Source organism: Clavibacter rahimiani, from assembly GCF_052654495.1.
In genome coordinates this window covers 2407304-2427569 of the sequence record NZ_CP199790.1, presented here as the reverse complement: position 1 = coordinate 2427569, position 20266 = coordinate 2407304, and the positions used below count along the sequence as shown (strand labels likewise).

General features: G+C 74.9%; 12 protein-coding genes. 9 read left to right on the top strand and 3 right to left on the bottom strand.

The window, feature by feature from the left end; genetic code table 11:
- Positions 1-35 precede the first annotated feature (35 nt).
- The 3 genes from ACT7CP_RS11440 (at position 36) to ACT7CP_RS11430 (ending at position 4428) form a co-directional block, all read left to right on the top strand.
- On the top strand, positions 36-1889 hold the full coding sequence (locus tag ACT7CP_RS11440) for an ABC transporter substrate-binding protein (protein ID WP_445442314.1): 1854 nt from the start codon (positions 36-38) through the stop codon (positions 1887-1889).
- Between the two features lie 115 nt (positions 1890-2004).
- Positions 2005-3912 (top strand): translational GTPase TypA, encoded by a 1908-nt coding sequence (gene typA, locus ACT7CP_RS11435; RefSeq protein ID WP_445442313.1) that lies wholly within the window; start codon positions 2005-2007, stop codon positions 3910-3912.
- Positions 3913-3918: 6 nt separating this feature from the next.
- Complete coding sequence (locus ACT7CP_RS11430; protein ID WP_445442312.1) at positions 3919-4428, top strand: hypothetical protein; 510 nt, start codon at positions 3919-3921, stop codon at positions 4426-4428.
- Between the two features lie 38 nt (positions 4429-4466).
- Here ACT7CP_RS11430 and efeB read toward each other — a convergent pair whose 3' ends face one another.
- The 3 genes from efeB to efeU all read right to left on the bottom strand — a co-directional run bounded on the left by efeB (position 4467) and on the right by efeU (position 7968).
- Positions 4467-5762, bottom strand: coding sequence for an iron uptake transporter deferrochelatase/peroxidase subunit (gene efeB, locus ACT7CP_RS11425; RefSeq protein WP_445442311.1), 1296 nt, complete (start codon positions 5760-5762; stop codon positions 4467-4469).
- Positions 5762-6970, bottom strand: coding sequence for an iron uptake system protein EfeO (efeO, locus tag ACT7CP_RS11420; RefSeq protein ID WP_445442310.1), 1209 nt, complete (start codon positions 6968-6970; stop codon positions 5762-5764). The genes efeB and efeO overlap by 1 nt, the downstream gene beginning before the upstream one ends.
- 89 nt (positions 6971-7059) lie before the next feature.
- Positions 7060-7968 (bottom strand): iron uptake transporter permease EfeU, encoded by a 909-nt coding sequence (efeU, locus tag ACT7CP_RS11415; RefSeq protein ID WP_445442309.1) that lies wholly within the window; start codon positions 7966-7968, stop codon positions 7060-7062.
- 165 nt (positions 7969-8133) lie between these two features.
- On the opposite strand from efeU, the gene ACT7CP_RS11410 reads away from it, so the two are divergent.
- The 6 genes from ACT7CP_RS11410 (at position 8134) to ACT7CP_RS11385 (ending at position 20211) form a co-directional block, all read left to right on the top strand.
- Entirely contained in the window at positions 8134-9513 is a 1380-nt protein-coding gene (locus ACT7CP_RS11410) for a PIG-L family deacetylase (protein ID WP_445442308.1), read from the top strand.
- Positions 9514-9554: 41 nt separating this feature from the next.
- Positions 9555-9875 carry a ferredoxin gene (fdxA, locus tag ACT7CP_RS11405; RefSeq protein WP_445442307.1) on the top strand — a complete coding sequence of 107 codons (321 nt, stop codon included), beginning with the start codon at positions 9555-9557 and terminating at the stop codon, positions 9873-9875.
- Positions 9876-9880: 5 nt separating this feature from the next.
- Positions 9881-10981, top strand: coding sequence for a succinyldiaminopimelate transaminase (gene dapC, locus ACT7CP_RS11400; RefSeq protein ID WP_445442306.1), 1101 nt, complete (start codon positions 9881-9883; stop codon positions 10979-10981).
- A 173-nt stretch (positions 10982-11154) separates the two neighbouring features.
- Positions 11155-12477, top strand: a complete 1323-nt coding sequence (locus ACT7CP_RS11395; protein WP_413963549.1) for a citrate synthase — start codon at positions 11155-11157, stop codon at positions 12475-12477.
- Positions 12478-12631: 154 nt separating this feature from the next.
- Positions 12632-14218 (top strand): serine/threonine-protein kinase, encoded by a 1587-nt coding sequence (locus tag ACT7CP_RS11390; protein ID WP_445442305.1) that lies wholly within the window; start codon positions 12632-12634, stop codon positions 14216-14218.
- Positions 14215-20211 carry an Ig-like domain-containing protein gene (locus ACT7CP_RS11385; RefSeq protein WP_445442304.1) on the top strand — a complete coding sequence of 1999 codons (5997 nt, stop codon included), beginning with the start codon at positions 14215-14217 and terminating at the stop codon, positions 20209-20211. Before ACT7CP_RS11390 ends, ACT7CP_RS11385 begins: the two co-directional genes overlap by 4 nt.
- Positions 20212-20266: the final 55 nt, after the last annotated feature.

Sequence of the window (20266 nt, the reverse complement as noted above, 5' to 3'; positions counted from 1 at the left end):
GGCCTCGTCGTGCCGCTCGCGTAGGATCGACGGCGATGGACAGCGACACGCGAGGCCCCGAGGCCGCCCGAGCCCGGCGCCCGCGAGGGAGCCGCCGGGCCCTCCGCGGCGCATCCGCCGCCGTCGCCCTCGCGCTCGTCGCGGGCCTCGCCGCCTGCGCGCCGACGACCGGCACGGTGGCCGACACCGAGATCCGCGCCGCGCTGCCCACCTCGTTCACCTCCTACAACGCGGCGTCGCGCACGGGCGGCACCGACGGCAACCGGCAGATCGTGCACGCCACCAACTCGCGGTTCTCGGAGGTGTCCGCGGACGGCACCGTCGCCACCGACCCGGGGTACGGATCCGCGCGCGTCGCCTCGCGCGACCCCTTCACCGTCGAGTACACCGTCGCGGAGGGCGTGCGCTGGTCCGACGGCGAGCCCGTCGACGCCGCCGACCTCCTGCTCGCCTGGGCCGCGGGATCCGGCGCCTTCGACACCCCGGGCTTCGACCCGGCCGGGTACGTCGACGAGGCGACCGGCGGCTACACCGGCCCGCTCCCCGAGGGGACGGTGCACTTCGACGCCGCCGCCGACGAGGCGCTCACGCACGTGACCCGCACTCCCGAGATCGGCGACGGCGGACGCTCCATCACCATGGTCTTCGACGAGTACACGCCCGACTGGCGCCTCGCGTTCGAGGTGGGCCTGCCGGCGCACGCCGTCGCGCAGCTGGGGCTCGACATGTCGAGCCCGGGACGCGCGAAGCAGACGCTCGTGGACGCCGTGCAGGACCGCGCGCCCGAGCTGCTGTCGCCCATCTCCGACGCGTGGAACCGCGGGTTCGGCGTGGCCGAGATCGCGGCGCACCCGGACCGCGCGGTCGGCTCGGGGCCCTACGCCATCGAGTCGATCGACCCGGGGACCTCCGTCACCCTGCGCGCCAACCGCTACTACACGGGCCTGCACCGGCCGTCGGTGGAGCGGATCGTCGTCTCCACCATCGAGGACCCCGCCGCCGCGGTCGCCGCGCTGAAGGCGGGCGACGTCGACGTGATCGCGCCCAGGGCCGACGCCGACGTCATCGACGCGCTGGACGACGTCGACGGCGCGACGGTCGTCCGGGGCACGTCCTCCACGTGGGAGCGGCTCGACCTCCAGACCCTCGGCGCGCGCGATCCCGCCATGTCGGACGTCGCCGTCCGCACCGCCTTCCTCTCCACCGTCCCGCGCGAGGCGATCGTCCGCCAGGCCGCCGCACCCGTGGATCCGGACGCGACGACGCGCGACTCCTTCGTGCTCGCGCCGGGCGCCGACGGCTACGCCGACCAGGTGGGTGCCAACGGGTCGAGCCGCTTCGACGACGTCGACCTCGACGAGGCGCGCCAGCTGCTGGCGTCCGTCGGCCAGACCGCCCCCGAGGTGTGCGTGCTCTACGACCCGGCGGACCCCCGCCGCGTCGCCGCCTTCGAGGCCATCCGCACGTCCGCCGAGAAGGCCGGGTTCGTCGTGGCCGACTGCTCCACCCCGCAGTGGGAGAGCGTCCTCGACCAGCCGGACGCGTACGACGTGGCGCTCGTCGGCTCGGACGACGCCTACCCGTCCGTCGCGGGGATCCGCGCCGCGCACGAGGCCCGCGCCGACGCGCGCGACGGGCTCGCGACCGTCGACCCCGACGTGGCGTCGCTGTTCGCGTCGCTCAGCCGCACCGAGGAGGAGGACGCCCGGTCCGAGCTGCTCCTGCGCCTGGACCGCCGCATGTACGGCGACCGCGCCGGCCTCCCGCTCTACCAGCACGCCGCCGTCGCGGCGATGCGGGCGGGCGTCGAGGGCGTCCGGGTGTCCCCGCACCAGGCCGGGATCCTCGACGACGCCTGGCGCTGGACGGTCTCTCCCGCCGCTCCCTGAACCCGGCTTGCGTCGGCACGGTAGACTGGTAGCGCTGGGAATAGCAGACGGCGGCTCTTCGCCCTACTCCCTTGATGACAAGGCCAGCATCCTCTTCCCACTGAAGGACAGCACTATGGCGCTAGTCGCGCGCAACGACCTCCGCAATGTGGCCATTGTGGCCCACGTGGACCACGGCAAGACCACCCTGGTCGACGCCATGCTCAAGCAGACGAACTCGTTCGACGCCCACTTCGAGGGCGAGGACCGCATGATGGACTCGAACGACCTCGAGCGCGAGAAGGGCATCACGATCCTCGCGAAGAACACCGCGGTGCTCTACAACGGCAAGCACGCCGACGGCTCGCCCATCGTCATCAACGTGATCGACACCCCGGGCCACGCCGACTTCGGCGGCGAGGTCGAGCGCGGCCTGTCCATGGTCGACGGCGTCGTGCTCCTCGTCGACGCGTCCGAGGGCCCGCTGCCCCAGACGCGCTTCGTGCTCCGCAAGGCGCTCGAGGCGAAGCTCCCCGTGATCCTCCTGGTCAACAAGACCGACCGCCCCGACGCGCGCATCGACGAGGTCGTGGCCGAGAGCCAGGACCTGCTCCTCGGCCTCGCGTCCGACATGTCGGACGAGCACCCGGACCTCGACCTCGACGCGATCCTCGACGTCCCCGTCGTCTACGCGTCCGGCCGCAACGGCGCCGCGAGCGACAACAAGCCGGAGAACGGCGAGCTGCCGGACAACGACGACCTCGAGCCCCTCTTCAAGGCGATCCTCGACCACGTCCCCGCGCCGACCTACGACGACGAGCACCCCCTCCAGGCCCACGTCACCAACCTCGACGCGTCGCCCTTCCTCGGCCGCCTCGCCCTCCTCCGCGTCTTCAACGGCACGATCAAGAAGGGCCAGCAAGTCGCCTGGGTCAAGCACGACGGCACCGTCAAGAACGTGAAGATCACCGAGCTCCTCATCACGAAGGCGCTCGAGCGGTTCCCGACCGAGTCCGCGGGCCCCGGCGACATCGTCGCCGTCGCCGGCATCGAGGACATCACCATCGGCGAGACGCTCGCCGACCCCGACGACGTCCGCCCGCTGCCCACCATCACGGTGGACGACCCGGCCATCTCGATGACCATCGGCACGAACACGAGCCCGCTCATCGGCAAGGTCAAGGGCCACAAGCTCACCGCCCGCATGGTCAAGGACCGCCTCGACCGCGAGCTCATCGGAAACGTGTCCATCAAGCTGGTCGACATCGGCCGCCCGGACGCCTGGGAGATCCAGGGCCGCGGCGAGCTCGCGCTGGCGATCCTCGTGGAGCAGATGCGCCGCGAGGGCTTCGAGCTCACCGTCGGCAAGCCGCAGGTGGTCGTCAAGCAGGTCGACGGCAAGATCCACGAGCCCTACGAGCACCTCACCATCGACTCGCCCGAGGAGTACCTCGGCGCGATCACGCAGCTCCTCGCCGCCCGCAAGGGCCGCATGGAGGGCATGAGCAACCACGGCACCGGCTGGGTCCGCATGGAGTTCGTCGTCCCCTCGCGCGGCCTCATCGGCTTCCGCACGGAGTTCCTCACGATCACGCGCGGCGCGGGCATCGCCAACGCCGTGTCGCACGGCTACGAGCAGTGGGCGGGCGAGATCACGACCCGCGTCAACGGCTCGATCGTCGCCGACCGCGCGGGCGTCGCCACGCCGTTCGCCATGGTGGCCCTGCAGGAGCGCATGTCGTTCTTCGTGGAGCCCACCCAGGAGGTCTACGAGGGCATGGTCGTCGGCGAGAACTCGCGCGCGGACGACATGGACGTGAACATCACCAAGGAGAAGCAGCTGACCAACATGCGTCAGTCCACCTCCGACTCCTTCGAGCGCATGACGCCGTCGCGGAACCTGACGCTCGAGGAGTGCCTCGAGTTCGCCCGCGAGGACGAGTGCGTCGAGGTCACGCCCGAGTTCGTGCGCATCCGCAAGGTCGAGCTCGACGCCAACGCGCGCCAGCGCAAGACGTCGCGACTGAAGAAGCAGAACGCCTAGTCCGGCATGAGCCCGACGAGCCCGTCCGGCAGGTCCCTCCGCAGGAGGGGGCTGGCGGCCGGGCTCGTCCTCGTCGTGGGCACCGCGCTCGCCGGCTGCAGCCAGGTGGGCGAGGCCGTCCGCGACGCCGCCCAGGAGGGCGCCGAGCAGGTGCGCCACGGCGTCGAGGACGTCGTGGGCGACACCCTGGGCAAGGTGCAGGTGTCGAACGACGGGCACGTGCCCGACTCGTTCCCGTCCGACGCCGTGCCGTTCGCCGAGGGGGAGCTGCTCGGCGGGGGAGCCGCGCCGGAGGACGCCGGCTGGGTCGCGCAGGTCCAGGTGCCGGACGTCGCGGGCGGGTTCGCCGACGCGCGGACGCGGCTCGAGGCCGCGGGCTACGCCTCCACCGAGGTCGCGGCCGACGACGCGCGCGGGTACGGGCGGTTCACGACCGACGCGCTGACCGTCATCGTCACGGTGTCCGCGGACCTCGGGTCGCCGGTCGCGACGTACGTCGTGCTGCCCGCGCCCTGATCCGCCGCCGCCGCCGATGCCGGCCGGTCCGGGGCCGGTCAGGAGGCGAAGAGGGTCTCGCCCACGAAGCCGTCGCGGCCCGCGCCCGGCGGGACCGCCCAGATCCCGCTGCCCACGTGCCGCAGGTACTCGTTCATCGCGTCCCGCGCCAGGCTCCGCTGGATGGGGATGAACTGCGCGCGCGGATCCCGCTGGAACGCCAGGAAGAACAGGCCCGCGTTCAGCCGCCCCAGGTCGTCGTTGCCGTCGACGAAGTTGTAGCCGCGGCGGAGGAGCACCGCGCCGGCGTTGGCGTCCGGGTGCGCGAGCCGCACGTGCGACGCCGGGTCGATGAGCGGTGCGTCACCGCGACCCGTGGCGTGGAAGTCCGGCGCCGTCGTCTCCGTGCCGCCGCTGAGCGGCGCACCCGAGCCCTTCGTGCGGCCGACGACGCGCTCCTGCTCGCGGAGCGACGCGCGGTCCCACGTCTCGATGGTCATGCGGATCCGCCGCGCGACGAGGTACGAGCCGCCCTGCATCCACGCCTCGGCGGGCGAGGACCCGGCGTCGGCCCAGACGTGGTCCTCGACCTGGCGGGTGTCCTCGGACTTCACGTTCGCCGTGCCGTCCTTGAAGCCGAAGAGGTTCCGCGGCGTGACCTGCGCGCGGCTCGTCGACGACGTGCGGCCGAAGCCGAGCTGCGACCACCGGATGGCGGCGCGGCCGAAGGCGATGCGCGACAGGTTGCGGATCGCGTGCACGGCGACCTGCGGGTCGTCGCTGCACGCCTGGATGCAGAGGTCGCCGCCCGTGGCCTGGGGCACCAGTGCCTCGCCGGGGAAGCGCGGCAGGTCGACGAGGGCGGCGGGGCGGCGGTCGGCGATCCCGAACCGGTCGACGCCGTCCGCGGTCGTGAACAGCGACGGGCCGAGGCCGAACGTGATGGTGAGGCCCGCGGGCGGCAGGTCGAGCGCCTCGCCCGTGTCGTCCGGCGGGGAGTCGTAGGGGCCGTCGACCGCGCCGAGGGCGCCCGCGGATCCGCCCGCCGTCATGCGCGCGGCCGCCGCGCTCCAGTCCTGGAGGAGCGAGACGAGGCCGGCCCGGTCGATGTCCGCCACGTCGAACGCGGCGAAGTGCAGGCGGTCCTGCGCGGGCGTGGTGATCCCCGCCTGGTGCGGCCCGTGGAACGCGTACGTGACGCCGCCCGCGGCCTGGCGCGCGCCGGCGAAGGCGCGGTCGGCCATCACGCCGCCGGCCGCCCCGACGAGGCCGCCGCCGAGCGCGCCGGCGCCCAGGAGGCCGAGGACCCCGCGGCGGGAGATGCCGCCGGGGGCGACGGTGCCGTGGTCCGTCATCAGCCGACGAGCGCGCCGGTGAGCCGCGACAGGGGCTCGGCCAGCGCGTTCACGCCGTCCGCGAGGCCCTTCACCTGCTCCGTGGTGAGCCGGTCGTAGGGCGTGAAGCCGCGGTCGAGGGATCCGTACGCCCCGAGGTCCTGCTCGAGGGAGGCGAACTGCGCGTCGAGGGTCGCGACGAGCTCCGGGTCCTTCGGGGCGACGATGTCGCGGACGCCCTCGTAGGCCACGCGCGCACCCTCGAGGTTGGCCTGGAAGTCCCAGAGGTCCGTGTGCGACCAGATCTCCTCCTCGCCGGTGATCTTGCCGGACGCGACCTCGTCCATCAGCCCGACCGCGCCGTTGGAGACCGTGGAGATGTCGACCGAGAAGCCGTCCGCGTGCACCGCGTCGTAGAGGCGCTGCGTGTCGGCGGTGAGCTCCTCGGCGAAGTGCGCGCGATCCGCCGTGCCGAGCGGCGTGTAGACGTCGCCGCCGTTCGCGTCGGGCGCCGGCTGCCAGAGGTCCTTCTCGATCCGGTGCCAGCCGGTCCACTCGGTGCCGCTCTCGACGTCCGCCTCGCGGAAGTCGATCTCCGGGTCGAGGTCGCCGAAGGACTCGGCGACCGGCTCCACGCGCTCGTAGTACGCGCGGGCCGTGGGGTAGAGCGCGCGGGCCCGCTCGTCGTCGCCCGCGAGGTACGCGTCGGCGAACTCCTGCGTCGCGGGGAGGAGGCGTCCGATCTGGTCCTTGACGTAGGCGAGGTACGCGGCGGCGGCGTCCTGGCCCTGCTGCTCGGCGTCGCCCGCGAGCGCGACCTGGTCGCCCGTGACGGTGAAGGGCGTGCGGCCCACGCCGTCGCCCACCATGCCCGGCTTGCAGACGGTGAAGTAGTCGCCCGGCTGCGCCGTGAGCACGAGGTCGCGCTCGATGCCGGGGCTCACGTTCTCGACCTCGCCGACGATGCGGAGGCCGTCCGCGGCGAGCAGGTAGAACTCGGTCACCTGGTCCGTGGAGTTCGTGACGTGGAACGACACGGTGCCGCTCGGCGCGGTCGCCGCGGAGACGGTGCACGCGTCGGCGGAGCTGTCGACCGTGAGCTGCGTGATGCCGGAGGCGGCGGCGGCCCCGTCGCCGGGGGATGCGGCGGGGGCGTTGGCGACGCAGCCGCTGAGGGCGAGGGCGGCGCCGGCCAGCAGGGCGGCGGCGGGGAGGGTCGAGCGCGTCATGGGTCCTCGTGGGGGAGCGGGCCGGCGGTGCCGGGCGGTGGATGGAGCGGGAAGAGGAGGGGAGGAGGGGGGCGGGAGCGGGGCCGCGGTCAGCGCGCGGCCGGCGCGTCGACGACGCGGGGTGCGGCGTGGGCGTGGGCGTCTGCGGCGGCGGGGCCGGGCGCGGCATCGGCACCGGCTGCCGGCCGCGCCCGCCGCCCGCGACGCGAGAGGGCGAGGTAGACCGTGAGCGTCGGCACGACGTACAGCACCCACGTGATCCCCTCGAGCCACGTGGTGGCGGGGGAGAAGCCGACGGTGCCCTTGAGGAGCGTGCCGTACCAGGATCCGGGCGGCACGGCGCCGGAGACGTCGAACGCGAGCGCGCCGAGCCCCGGCAGGATCCCCGCCTCCTGCAGGTCGTGCACGCCGTACGCGAGCACGCCTCCGGCGACGACGAGGAGCAGCGCCCCGGTCCAGGTGAAGAAGCGCGCGAGGTCGATGCGGAGCACGCCCCGGTAGACGAGCCAGCCGAGCCCGACCGCGGTGACGAGGCCGAGGCCCGCGCCGACGAGCGGCATGGTGGTGGAGCCCGTGGCCTGCACGGCCGACCAGAGGAACAGGGCCGTCTCGATGCCCTCGCGGCCGACCGCGAGGAACGCGACCGCCACGAGGCCCCACGCGGCGCCGGCGATGGCCCGGTCGACCGCGCCCTGCAGCTCGGCGCGCATGTCCTTCGCGGTGCGGAGCATCCAGAACACCATCCAGGTGACGAGGCCCGTGGCGACGATGGAGAGGGATCCGCCGATGGCCTCCTGCGCCTCAAAGGTGAGGCCGTAGGCGCCGTAGGTGAGGATCGCGCCGACGGAGAGCGAGAGGAGGACGGCGAGGGCGACCCCGGTCCAGAGCCGGCCGAGCACGTCGCGCCGGCCGATCTTGACGACGTAGGCGATGAGGATCGTGACGACCAGTGCGGCCTCGAGGCCCTCGCGCAGGCCGATCAGGTAGTTCGCGAACACGCGTGCGCCTCTCGGGGCGGCGGACGCGACGGGGCGCGTCCTATTGCTGGTGGTGGGGAAATGTAGGTGAGGCTTGCCTTACCTCGTGCACAGTAGCGCGGGGGCGGCAGCGCGTCCAGTCGCGGTCCCAGGGAGGGGCGGCGGGGTCGCGGATAGGATCGCCCGATGACCTCCGGCACGTCCCGACGCCCCGCTCGGGCCGCCCGCACCCGTCGTCCCGATCGCGAGCACGTGCTGTTCGTGCACGCGCACCCCGACGACGAGAGCATCGTCACGGGCGGCACCATCGCGAAGCTCGTGCGGGACGGCGTCCCGGTCACCGTCCTCACCTGCACGCGCGGTGAACGCGGCGAGGTCATCCCCGCGGAGCTCCGCCACCTGGAGGGCGACCTGCGCGCGCTCGCCGACCACCGCGAGACCGAGCTGGCCGACGCCATGACAGCGCTCGGCGTAGTCGACCACCGCTTCCTCGGCGACGCGGACGCGCGCTGGCGCGGGCTCGAGCCGCGGCGCTACGTCGACTCCGGCATGGAGTGGGGCGAGGACGGGGTGCCGGTCGCGCTCCGCCCGCTGGATCCCGACTCGCTGTGCGCGGGCGACGAGGCCGACGAGGCGCGCGACGTGCTCGCCGTCATCGCCGACGTCGACGCCACGAGCGTCGTCACCTACGACGACCACGGCGGCTACGGCCACCCCGACCACGTGCGGACGCACGTCATCGCCACCTGGGCGGCGGAGGAGGCGGGGATCCCCGCGTACCTCGTCACGACGACGCGGTCGTCGGCCCGGGAGGCGCACGACCTCGTCCAGGCGCGCGGCCGCTTCCCCGCGCCGGAGCCGGACCCGGCGGGCGTGCTCGTGCTGCCGGACGATGCCGTCGACCTCCATGTGGACGCGTCCGACGTGCTCGACCGGAAGATCCGCGCGGTCGCGGCGCACCGCACCCAGACCGTCGTCGACGGCGACCAGTTCGCGCTGTCGCACGGGATCGGCGCGCCCGTCTCGCCCGTCGAGATGTACCGGATCCACCGCCCGGCCGGCGCCCCGGCCGACGACGACGGCGCCCCGCGACCCCCGCGCGGCGCGCAGCGCGTCGGCACCGCGGTCGCCTCCGTCGTGCTGGGCCTCCTCGTGGGCGCGGTCGGCACGGCCGCGCACCGGGCCACCGTCCCGGTCGGCGACGCCGCGCTCCCGGTCGGCCTCGTGCTCGCCCTCGCGACGCTCGCCTGCCTGCTCGTCGCCTTCCGCCTCCTCCTCGTCGACCGGCTGCACGCGCTGTGCCTCGGGCTCGGCGTGGTCGCGGCCGTCGCGGTCCTCGGCACGCGCGGCCCGAGCGGATCCGTGCTGTTCCCGGACGACGGACTGAGCCAGGTGTGGGCGGTCGCCCCCGCGATCCTCGTCGCCGCGGTCGTCGTGTGGCCGCGCTTCTCCCGGAGCGTGCCCGCCGGGGGCTCCGCGGACGGCGCGGGGACCGGCCCGGACGGCGCTCCCGGGGCGGCGTCGGCCGACCCCGCCCCGGCCGGGACGGGTCCGCGCGCCGCGTAGACTCGTCCGGGCCGCACCGCTCCCGGAAGGACCCGCCCGAAGTGACCTACGTCATCGCCCTGCCCTGTGTCGACGTCAAGGACCGCGCCTGCATCGACGAGTGCCCGGTGGACTGCATCTACGAGGGCGAGCGGTCGCTCTACATCCACCCGGACGAGTGCGTGGACTGCGGCGCCTGCGAGCCGGTCTGTCCCGTCGAGGCGATCTACTACGAGGACGACCTGCCCGAGAAGTGGTCCGACTACTACACGGCCAACGTCGAGTTCTTCGCCGAGATGGGCTCGCCCGGCGGCGCCACCAAGGTCGGCGTGATCCACGCCGACCACCCCGTGATCTCGGCCCTCCCGCCCCAGGCCGGCTGACGCGCATGGCCCTCGGCGAGCTCCCCGACTACCCCTGGGACCTGATGGCCCCGTACGCCGAGCGCGCGAGGCGGCACCCGGACGGGATCGTCGACCTGAGCATCGGATCGCCCGTGGACCCGACGCCGACGCTCATCCGCGACGCCCTCGCCTGGGCCACCGACGCGCACGCGTACCCGACCACGGTCGGCACCCCGGAGCTCCGCCGCGCCATGGTCGACTGGCACGCGAGGCGCCGCGGCGCGACGCTCGACGTCGACCAGGTGCTCCCGACCATCGGGTCGAAGGAGATGGTGGCCTGGCTGCCGTTCATGCTCGGCCTCGGGGAGGGCGACGCGGTCGTCCACCCGCGCGTCGCGTACCCGACGTACGCCGTCGGCGCCGCGCTCGCCGGCGCCCGGAGCGTGCCCGCCGACGACCCGGCGGACTGGCCCGCGGACACGCGCCTCGTCTGGCTCAACTCGCCCGGCAACCCCGACGGCCGCGTCCTCGGCGTCGATGAGCTGCGCGCGGCGGTCGCCCGCGCGCGCGAGCTCGGCGCCGTCATCGCGAGCGACGAGTGCTACGCCGAGCTCGGCTGGGAGGGGGAGTGGGCCGACGGCCCGACGCCCTCGATCCTCGACGCCCGCGTGGTCGGCGACGACCACCGGGGCGTCCTCGCGCTGTACTCGCTGAGCAAGCAGTCGAACCTCGCCGGCTACCGGGCCGCGCTCGTCGCCGGCGACCGGGACGTGATCGCCCGGCTGATCCGCGTCCGCAAGCACGCCGGCCTCCTCCCGCCCGCGCCGCTCCAGCACGCCATGACGGTGGCGCTCGGCGACGACGAGCACGTGCGCGCGCAGCGGGAGCTCTACCGCGCCCGGCGCGCGACGCTGCGGCCCGCGCTCGAGGAAGCCGGCTGGCGCATCGACGCGAGCGAGGCCGGGCTCTACCTCTGGGCGACCCGCGGCCGCGACGCCTGGGAGGGCATCGCGGAGCTGGCCGACCTCGGGATCCTCGCCGGCCCCGGCACCTTCTACGGCGACGCGTCGCCCGAGCACGTGCGCCTGTCCCTCACGGCGAGCGACGAGCGCGTCCAGGCGGCGGCCGCGCGGCTCCGCGCTTAGCGCACGCGTGGCACGACCTCCAACGGATCCACGCGGATGCTGGCGGAGGCGACAGTGTCCCGGTCGGCCCTTTAGGCTGTAGTCGGTTCGGACCCGGCGCCGTGAACGGTGCCACGAGCGCCCGCAGGCGCGGATCTGTCCGACCGATCCGACACCAGACTCGAGGAGGCGCCGTGACCGATGGCGGGCAGCAGGCGGACGACCGGCAGGCGGACGAGCCGCAGAAGGCCACGCTGACGTACCCGGGCGGCCGGGTGGAGTTCCCCATCCTCCCCGCGGTCGACGGCGCGTCCGGCATCGACATCTCCGGGCTCACCCGGCAGACCGGCCTCACCACGCTCGACAACGGCTTCGTCAACACGGCGTCGACCCGCTCGGCCATCACGTACATCGACGGCGACCAGGGCATCCTCCGCTACCGCGGCTACCCGATCGAGCAGCTCGCGCGCCAGTCGAGCTACCTCGAGGTGGCCTGGCTCCTCATCCACGGCGAGCTGCCCACGGCCGACGAGCTCGCGAAGTTCGACGACGACATCCGCCGCCACACGCTCCTCCACGAGGACTTCAAGGGCGTGTTCCGCGCCCTGCCCACCAACGCGCACCCCATGTCGGTGCTCTCGAGCGCGGTCTCCGCGCTCTCCACCTACTACGAGGACTCGCTGAGCGTCCACGACCCCGAGCAGGTCGAGATCTCGACGCTGCGCCTGCTGGCGAAGCTGCCGGTCATCGCGGCGTACGCGCACAAGAAGAGCCTCGGCCAGGCGTTCCTCTACCCGGACAACTCGCTGTCCTTCGTCGACAACTTCCTCCGCCTCAACTTCGGCAACAACGCCGAGCCCTACGAGGTGAACCCCGTGGTCAGCCGCGCGCTCGAGCGCCTGCTGATCCTGCACGAGGACCACGAGCAGAACGCGTCGACGTCGACCGTGCGGCTCGTCGGATCCACCGAGGCCAACATGTTCGCCTCCGTCTCGGCCGGCATCGGCGCGCTCTTCGGCCCGCTGCACGGCGGCGCGAACGAGGCCGTGCTCTCCATGCTCGGCCGCATCCGCGACTCGGGCGAGGGCGTCGACCGCTACGTCGAGCGCGTGAAGAACAAGGAGGACGGCGTCCGCCTCATGGGCTTCGGGCACCGCGTCTACAAGAACTTCGACCCGCGCGCCCGCCTGGTGAAGGAGAGCGCCGACGAGGTGCTGGAGGCCCTCGGGATCCAGGACCCGCTGCTCGACATCGCCAAGGAGCTCGAGGCCGTCGCGCTCGCGGACGACTACTTCATCGAGCGGAAGCTCTACCCGAACGTCGACTTCTACACGGGCGTCATCTACAAGGCGATGGGCTTCCCCACGCGCATGTTCACGGCGCTGTTCACCATCGGGCGCCTGCCCGGCTGGATCGCGCACTGGCGCGAGATGAACGAGGACCAGACGACCAAGATCGGCCGCCCGCAGCAGCTCTACATCGGCCAGCCGGCACGGGACCTCCCGCCGCGCGACTGACCGACCCGCACGACGGACGCTCCCGAACAGGGGGCGTCCCGAGGCCGCCGATCCGTGTACCCGCGCGGATCGGCGACCTAGACTCGACTGCACCGACAACCCGCCCGCCGCCCGCAACAGCCCCTGCCGCCGGTCCGAACCCGAAGAGGGGGCCATGGCCAGACGCCTGCCGTCGTCCCCGCCGGTGCTGCCGGGGTTCACCTACGTGACGGTGCTCGGATCCGGCGGCTTCGCCGACGTCTTCCTCTACGAGCAGGACATGCCGCGCCGCCAGGTCGCCGTGAAGGTCATGCTGGCCGAGATCGTGACCGAGCGCCTGCGCGCCATGTTCCGCGCCGAGGCCGACCTCATGGCGCAGCTGAGCGCGCACCCGTCCGTGCTCACCGTGCACCAGGCGAGCGTCGCCGCCGACGGGCGGCCGTACCTCGTCATGGAGCTGTGCTCGTCGAGCCTCAGCGACCGGTACCGGCGCGAGCCGCTGGGGGTCGCCGAGGCGCTGCGCGTCGGGATCCGCATCGCGAGCGCGGTGGAGACCGCCCACCGCGCGGGCGTGCTGCACCGCGACATCAAGCCCGCGAACATCCTCACGACCGCGTTCGGGCACCCCGTGCTCAGCGACTTCGGCATCGCGTCGACGCTGGAGGACGCCGCGGCGACCGACGCCGTGGGCCTGTCGATCCCGTGGTCGGCGCCTGAGGTGCTGGCCGAGGAGAGCCCCGGCACCGTGCGGAGCGAGGTGTGGTCGCTCGCCGCGACCGTCTACTCGCTGCTCGCGGGGCGCAGCCCCTTCGAGGTGCCCGGCGGGCAGAACGCACCCGCGGACCTCATCGCCCGGATCCAGAAGGCGCGTCCCCTGCCGACCGGACGCGCCGACGTGCCCGAGCGGCTCGAGCTGGTGCTCCGCCGCTCGATGTCGCGGCAGCCGGAGGCCCGGCCCGAGTCGGCGCTCGCGTTCGTGCGCGAGCTGCAGGCCGTGGAGGCCGAGCTGCAGCTGGCGCAGACGCCGCTCGAGGTCGCGAGCGAGGAGTGGGCGTCCGCCGTGGCGGCGGTGCCGGACGAGGACGACGACCCCACGCGCGTGCGCGGCATCGTGCAGGTGGACCCGGGTGCCGGCCCGCGGGGTGCGCGGCGGGTGCGGCGGAAGGCGACGGCGACGGCGGCGCGCGTGACCGACCCGGGGGCGCGGGCGGGTGCGGGTGCGGGTGCGGGTGCGGTCGCTGGCGCGGCGCGCGGCGGCCCCGGCGGAGCGTCCACCGCGTCCGACCCCGTGCGCGCGGGATCCGCGTCCACGTCGTTCGGCCGGTCCGGATCCGGGCCCGTCGGCGCCTCGACGCCCGGCCGCGCCGCCGCGCCGGCACCGCGGTCCTTCCTCGCCCGGCACCGGATCGCGCTCGGCGCGGCGGCCGCGGGCGCGGTCGTCGCGAGCGTGCTCGTGGGCGTCCTGCTCGGCGGTTCCCGCGGCGGCACGGATCCGCGCGACATCCCCGTGGTGGGCGAGATCCGCACCTCGGCCACGGCCGACGGCGTCCTGTTCTCCTGGGCCGACCCCGGGCTCGACGCCGACGACGCGTACCAGGTGGTCCGCGACGGCGGCCTGCCGAGCACGCAGCGCGACACGTCGTTCCGCGTGGCGACGGGGGCCGCGGGCACGAGCGACCGCGCCTGCGTCCAGGTCACCGTCACGCGCGACGGCATCGCCGGGGAGCCCTCGACCGAGAAGTGCGCGGAGCTGCCGCGATGATCCGCGGGTGGATCCGCCGCCACCGCCAGGCCGCGACGACCGTCACCGGCGGCGCGCTCGTCCTCGCCCTCCTCACGGGCTTCGCCCTCGTCTCCGACGGGTACGACGCGCAGCGCGTCGACCTCGACGACGGCTCCGTGTGGGTCGTCAACTCCGCCCAGCAGGCCATCGGCCGCGCCAACACGGCCGTGCTCGAGCTCGACAGCGTGGTCGACTCCCGCAGCCAGGACATCGACGTGCTGCAGGCCGGATCCACCGTGCTCCTCGCCGACAGCGGCAGCTCGCGCCTCGACGTGGTGGACGACGCGACGAGCGAGGTCGTCGACACGGCCCCGCTGCCGGCGGGCGCCGAGGTGATGCTCGCGGGAACCCGCGCGGCGATCCTCGTGCCCGCCACGGGCCAGCTCTGGCTCGTGCCCGTGGCCGGGCTCGCCGCGTTCGACGCGGCCAGCGCGCCGACCCTCTCCCTCGGCGCCGACGCGGTCGCGTCGATGGACGCCGACGGCACGCTCCTCGTGTACTCCGCCGACGCGGGCACGCTGTCGCGCATCCGGGCGGCCACCGACGACACCGTCGAGGAGACCGTGGACGTGGGTGCCGTGGGCGCGCCCGCCGAGGAGCAGGCGGAGGCGGCGGCGGACCCGGCGGTCGCGGTCGCGGGCGAGACCGTGGAGGCCGGCGGCCCGGGGCGCCCGGCCGGGCAGCGCCTCGCGCTCACGGGCGTCGACGACCACTGGGCGCTCTACGACGCCGACGCGCGCGCCCTCCTCGTGGACGGCCGCGCGGTCGACCTCGGCGGATCCGTGGCGGCCGACGCGCAGGTGGCCCTGCAGCGCGCGTCCGCGGACGGCGGCAGCGTCCTCGTCGCGCACTCCGGCGGGCTGCTCGAGGTGCCGGTCGCGGGCGGCGACCCGGTCGTCGTCTCCGATGCCGTGCAGGGCGCGCCGGCGCGGCCCGTGCGCGTGGCCGGCTGCGAGTACGCGGGCTGGACCGACGGATCCGGCTGGCAGCGCTGCCTCGCGCCCGCGGTGCTCGCCGGGACGGATGCCGAGGGGATCCGCACCACGGCCGGCGCGACGGCCGGGCTCGGGTCGATGCCGGCGCAGGCGGCGCTGCGGTTCCTCGTCGACGGCACGCGCGTCGTGCTCAACGACGTGCGCGGCGGCGCGGCGTGGGCCGTGCAGCGCGGGGCGGGCCTCATCGACAACTGGTCGGACCTCATCGACCGCGACCGCTCCGACACCGTCGTCGAGCAGAACACGGCCGACACCCCGCCCGAGAGCGACCGCGTGCAGCAGCCGCCCGTCGCCGTCGACGACGACCTCGGCGCGCGCCCCGGCCGCACCACCGCGCTGCCCGTGCTCCTCAACGACCACGACCCGAACGGCGACGTGCTCGTGATCGACTCCGTCACGCCCGTCGACGCCGAGGTCGGGACGGTCGACATCGTGGACGAGGGCCAGGGGCTCCAGCTCGCGCTGCGGCCGAGCGCGTCCGGGACCGTGCGGCTCTCCTACGTCGTGAGCGACGGCCGCGGCGGCACCGCGACGGCGGACGTCCGCGTGGCCGTGCGCACGGAGGGCGAGAACTCCGCGCCCGTGCAGGTGCGGCCCGCGACCGGCACGGTGGCCGAGGGCGACCGGCTGCAGACCGACGTGCTGGGCGGCTGGTACGACCCGGACGGGGATCCGCTCTACCTCACGCGCGCGAGCGTGCCCGCGCCGGACTCCGTGAGCTGGAAGCCCGAGGGCCGCGTCGTCTACACGGACGCGGGCGCCGGCGGCGACACGCGCACGGTGGCGCTGCAGGTGTCCGACGGGCGCGAGGAGGGATCCGGCGAGCTCGTCGTGACCGTGCGCCGCGCGGGCGACGTGCCGCTCGTGGCCGAGGGCTTCGTCGTGCAGGCGGCGGTCGGGCGCGAGATCACCGTGGAGCCGCTCACGCACGCGCGGGGCGGCAGCGGGGCGATCCGGCTGGCGGCCGTGCCCGCGCGCGCCGGCGTGCAGGTCACGCCCGACCTCGAGGCCGGCACGTTCCGCCTCCAGGGCAGCCAGACCGGCACGCACCTGCTCGAGTACACGGTGACCGACGGGCGGACGACCGCGACGGGCGTCGTGCGGGTCGAGGTGCGCGGCGTCCCCGAGTCCGACGGCCGGCCCGTCACCGTGCCGCACACCGTCTTCGTGCGCGCGCTCCAGGCGCAGGACGTGGACGTGCTCGCGACCGACTTCGACCCCGCGGGCGGCGTGCTCGTCATCACCGACGCCGTCTCGCCCGGCGACGCCGTGGGCGTGCGCGCCGAGGTCGTGCAGCAGCGGCTCGTGCGGATCAGCCTGACCCGGCCGCTCGACGGACCCGTGGACGTCGCGTACCGGGTGAGCAACGGCGTGGCCGAGGCCACGGGCGTCATCACGGTGATCGAGGTGCCCGAGCCCGCCGTGCGCCAGCCGCCCGTCGCGACCGACGACCGCGTGGCCGTGCGCGTGGGCGACGCCGTCGACGTCCCCGTGCTGGCCAACGACGAGCAGCCCGACGGCGACGCGCTCCGCCTCGACCCCGTGCTCGTGGATCCGCTGCCCGAGGGCGCCGGCCTCCTCTTCGCGAGCGACGACCGCCTCCGCTACCTCGCGCCCGACCGCACGGGCGACTACACGGCCGTCTACCGCGCGGTCGCGCCCGACGGCCAGTGGGCGACCGCGACCCTCACGATCTCCGTGCGCGAGGCCGACGTCGCGACCAACGCGGCGCCCGTGCCGCGCCCGCTCACCGCGCGCGTGCTCGCCGGCGAGACCGTGCGGATCCCCGTGCCGCTCACCGGCATCGACCCCGACGGCGACTCCGTGCGCCTCCTCGGGCAGGACACCGGGCCGGAGAAGGGCCAGGTCACGGAGGTGGGGGCGGACTGGATCGACTACCAGGCGGGCGACTACTCCACGGGCACGGACGCGTTCGCGTACGCCGTGGTCGACGGCCTGGGCGCGCGGGCGACCGGCACGATCCGCGTGGGCATCAGCCCGCGGGTCGAGGGCGCGCGGAACCCCGTCGCGACCGCCGACACCGTCACGGTGCGGCCCGGCCGCGTGCTGCGCGTGCAGGTGCTCGCCAACGACACGGATCCCGACGGCGGCGCGCTCTCGCTCGTCTCGGTGCAGCCGCAGGTCGCCGGCCTCGTCGCGGGCCTCGACGGCGACACCGTGCGCGTCGTCGCGCCCGAGGCCGCCGGGCGGTACGGCTTCGTCTACGGCGTCCGGAACGCGCGCGGCGGCACGGACGAGGCGTTCCTCACCGTGATCGTCGACCCGGCCGCGCCGCCCACCCGGCCCGTCGCGCGCGACACCGTGCTGCAGCTGTCCGACGTGCTCGACCGCACGAGCGTCGACGTGGACGTGATGCGGAACGTCTTCTCCGCGGAGGGCGACGTCTCCGCGCTCGTGATCGGCGTCGGCGCCGGCTACGAGGACGTGGCGCGCGTGACGCCCGACGGGCGGATCCGCGTGGAGGTCGGCGACGAGCGCCGCATCGTCCCCTTCACGGTCGCGCAGCCCGACGACCCGGCGATCTCCGCCACGGCCTTCATCTGGGTGCCGGGCTTCGAGGACACCCTCCCGCAGCTGCGCGTCGGCCAGCCGCGGCCGACCGTCGCGAGCGGTGAGCGGCTCGTGCTCGACCTCGACGACCACGTGGTCGCGGCCGGCGGGCGCGCGGTGCGGATCGCCGACCCGAACGCGCTCACCGCGACGCACGCCGACGGGCCGGTCGAGCTCGTGGACGAGAACACCATCGCGTACCGCAGCGAGCCGGGGTACTTCGGGCCCGCGGCCGTGTCCTTCAGCGTGACCGACGGATCCGGGACCGGCGCCGGGTCCGCGGGCGGGCGCACCGCCGCGCTCGTGCTGCCCATCACGGTCACGCCCACCGAGAACCAGCCGCCCGTGTTCACGGGCGCGGTCATCGACCTCGAGCCCGGGCAGTCCAAGGACATCGACCTCGGCCGCCTCACCACCTACCCCTACGCCGACGACCGCGGGCAGCTCGCGTACGCCCTCGAGGGCGCCGTGGCCGCCGGCTTCCGCGCCTCCGTCGACGGCGGCACGCTGCGCGTCTCCGCCGACGAGGGCGTCGCGACCGGCCAGGCCGCGTCCTTCCCCGTCAGCGTCCGCGACGCCACGCAGACCGGGCGCGCGGGCCGGGTCGACCTCCGGGTCGTGCCGTCGACGCGCCCGCTCGCCGAGCCCGCGACCGATGAGGGCGCCGTGACCCGCGGATCCTCCACCACGATCGACGTGCTCGCCAACGACCAGGCCGGCAACCCGTTCCCGGGCACGCCGCTCACGGTCGCGTCCATCCGCGGCGCGGACGGCGCGAGCCTCCCCGCGGGTGTCACCGTGACGCCGTCGGCCGACAGGGCGACCCTCGCCGTCACGGCCGCCGCGGACGCCGAGCCCGGCGACGTGCGCGTGCAGTACGAGGTGCGCGACGCCACGGGCGACGCGGGCCGGGCCGCGTTCGGCACCGTCGTGATCCGCGTGCAGGACCGCCCGGGACCCGTCTCGGCCCTCCGCTCCACCGGCTTCGCCGACCGCTCGCTCACGGTCGCGTTCGAGCCGGGCGTCTTCAACGGCTCGCCCATCACCGGCTACCAGGTGCGCGTGCTCCGCGGGGGCACGGCCACCGCGACCGTCACGTGCGCGTCGACCACGTGCGCCGTCCCGACGCCGGGCAACGGGCCGGCGAACGCGGTGCAGGTCGAGGTGTCGGCCGTCAACGGCGTCGGCGCGTCGGATCCCGCGTCGATCTCGGGGCTCTGGTCGGACGTGCTCCCCGCGGCCCCCGCCGGCCTCACGACCGAGCCGCTCGTCGACGGGCTGCGCGTCTCGTGGCGTCCGTCGGAGGCGCCGTCGGCGTCGAGCCCGGTCACGCAGCACGTCGTCACGGTGGGCGGCGTGACCCGGCAGGTGGCCGCGGACGCCACGAGCGTCGAGGTGCGGGATCCGTCGCTCGTCGCCGAGGTGCCCGTCGCCGTCGCGGTCGCCGCGCGCAACAGCGCCCAGGTGCAGGACGCGTCCGCCTGGCTCGCGGCGTCCGCCACCGGCACGCCGCGCGGCGCCCCCACCGCGACCGGCGCGCCCTCCGCGGTCGCCGACCCCGCCGACGAGACGCGCGTCACCGTGTCGTGGCCGGCGTTCCAGGGCCAGGGCGTCGACGGGATCCGCTACCTCGTCGCCGCGTACGCGCCCGGATCCGCGCCCGGCTGCTCGGTCGCCACCGAGGGCGTGGCGCCGTGGTCCGCCGACCACGGGCCCGCGGTCGACGTGGGCGCCGCGACCAGCCACCAGTTCACGGGCCTCGCGACCGACCAGCCCGTCGCGTTCGCCGTGCTCGCCGCCAACAGCCAGGGCTGCACGGTCGTCGAGGCCGGCCAGCTCACGCCGCGCACCGCGCCGTCGACGCCCGTCGTCACGGTCGGACTGCCGGACCCCGACAGGTCGTCGGACGGCGTCTCCCGCGCGGTCCTCGCCGACGCCCGCTACCGGCCGGGCAGCGCGTCCGCGTCCGCCCAGCTGCTGTACCGGGTCGACGGGCAGGGCGACGGCGTGCCGGTCGGCGTCGGCCAGGAGCTGACGCTGCCGCGCCCGGGGGCCCGCGCGAGCATCCAGGTGCGCGTCGTCGAGGACAGCGGCGACGGGCGTCCGCGCTCGAGCGGCTGGTCGGATCCCGTCGACGCCGGCGTCGCGGTCGACGCGCGCGCGGGCGACGTGCGGTTCACGGCCGACGACGCGGGCGCCGTGAGCGCGTCCTGGACCTCGATGCCCCCGGTGGCCGCGGGCGGCTACTCCCGGAGCGAGTACCGCTGCGGCGGGACGGGCGCCTGGACGGACGCGTCGTCGGGCGCGGCCGGATCCTGCGCGATCCCCGCGGGAGGCGAGCGGATCCTCGAGGTGCGCGTCGCCGCGAACTCGGGCAACCTGTACACGTACGCCCACCGCGGATGACGGCCGATCCCGCGGCCCTCGTGCCGGAACACGCGGCCGCACCCGAGAGGCACGC

Coding starts and splice junctions, on each gene's coding strand:
- ACT7CP_RS11440 (WP_445442314.1), top strand. CDS start 36: ATGGACAGCGACACGCGAGGCCCCGAGGCCGCCCGAGCCCGGCGCCCG.
- typA (WP_445442313.1), top strand. CDS start 2,005: ATGGCGCTAGTCGCGCGCAACGACCTCCGCAATGTGGCCATTGTGGCC.
- ACT7CP_RS11430 (WP_445442312.1), top strand. CDS start 3,919: ATGAGCCCGACGAGCCCGTCCGGCAGGTCCCTCCGCAGGAGGGGGCTG.
- efeB (WP_445442311.1), bottom strand. CDS start 5,762: ATGACGGACCACGGCACCGTCGCCCCCGGCGGCATCTCCCGCCGCGGG.
- efeO (WP_445442310.1), bottom strand. CDS start 6,970: ATGACGCGCTCGACCCTCCCCGCCGCCGCCCTGCTGGCCGGCGCCGCC.
- ACT7CP_RS11410 (WP_445442308.1), top strand. CDS start 8,134: ATGACCTCCGGCACGTCCCGACGCCCCGCTCGGGCCGCCCGCACCCGT.
- dapC (WP_445442306.1), top strand. CDS start 9,881: ATGGCCCTCGGCGAGCTCCCCGACTACCCCTGGGACCTGATGGCCCCG.
- ACT7CP_RS11390 (WP_445442305.1), top strand. CDS start 12,632: ATGGCCAGACGCCTGCCGTCGTCCCCGCCGGTGCTGCCGGGGTTCACC.
- ACT7CP_RS11385 (WP_445442304.1), top strand. CDS start 14,215: ATGATCCGCGGGTGGATCCGCCGCCACCGCCAGGCCGCGACGACCGTC.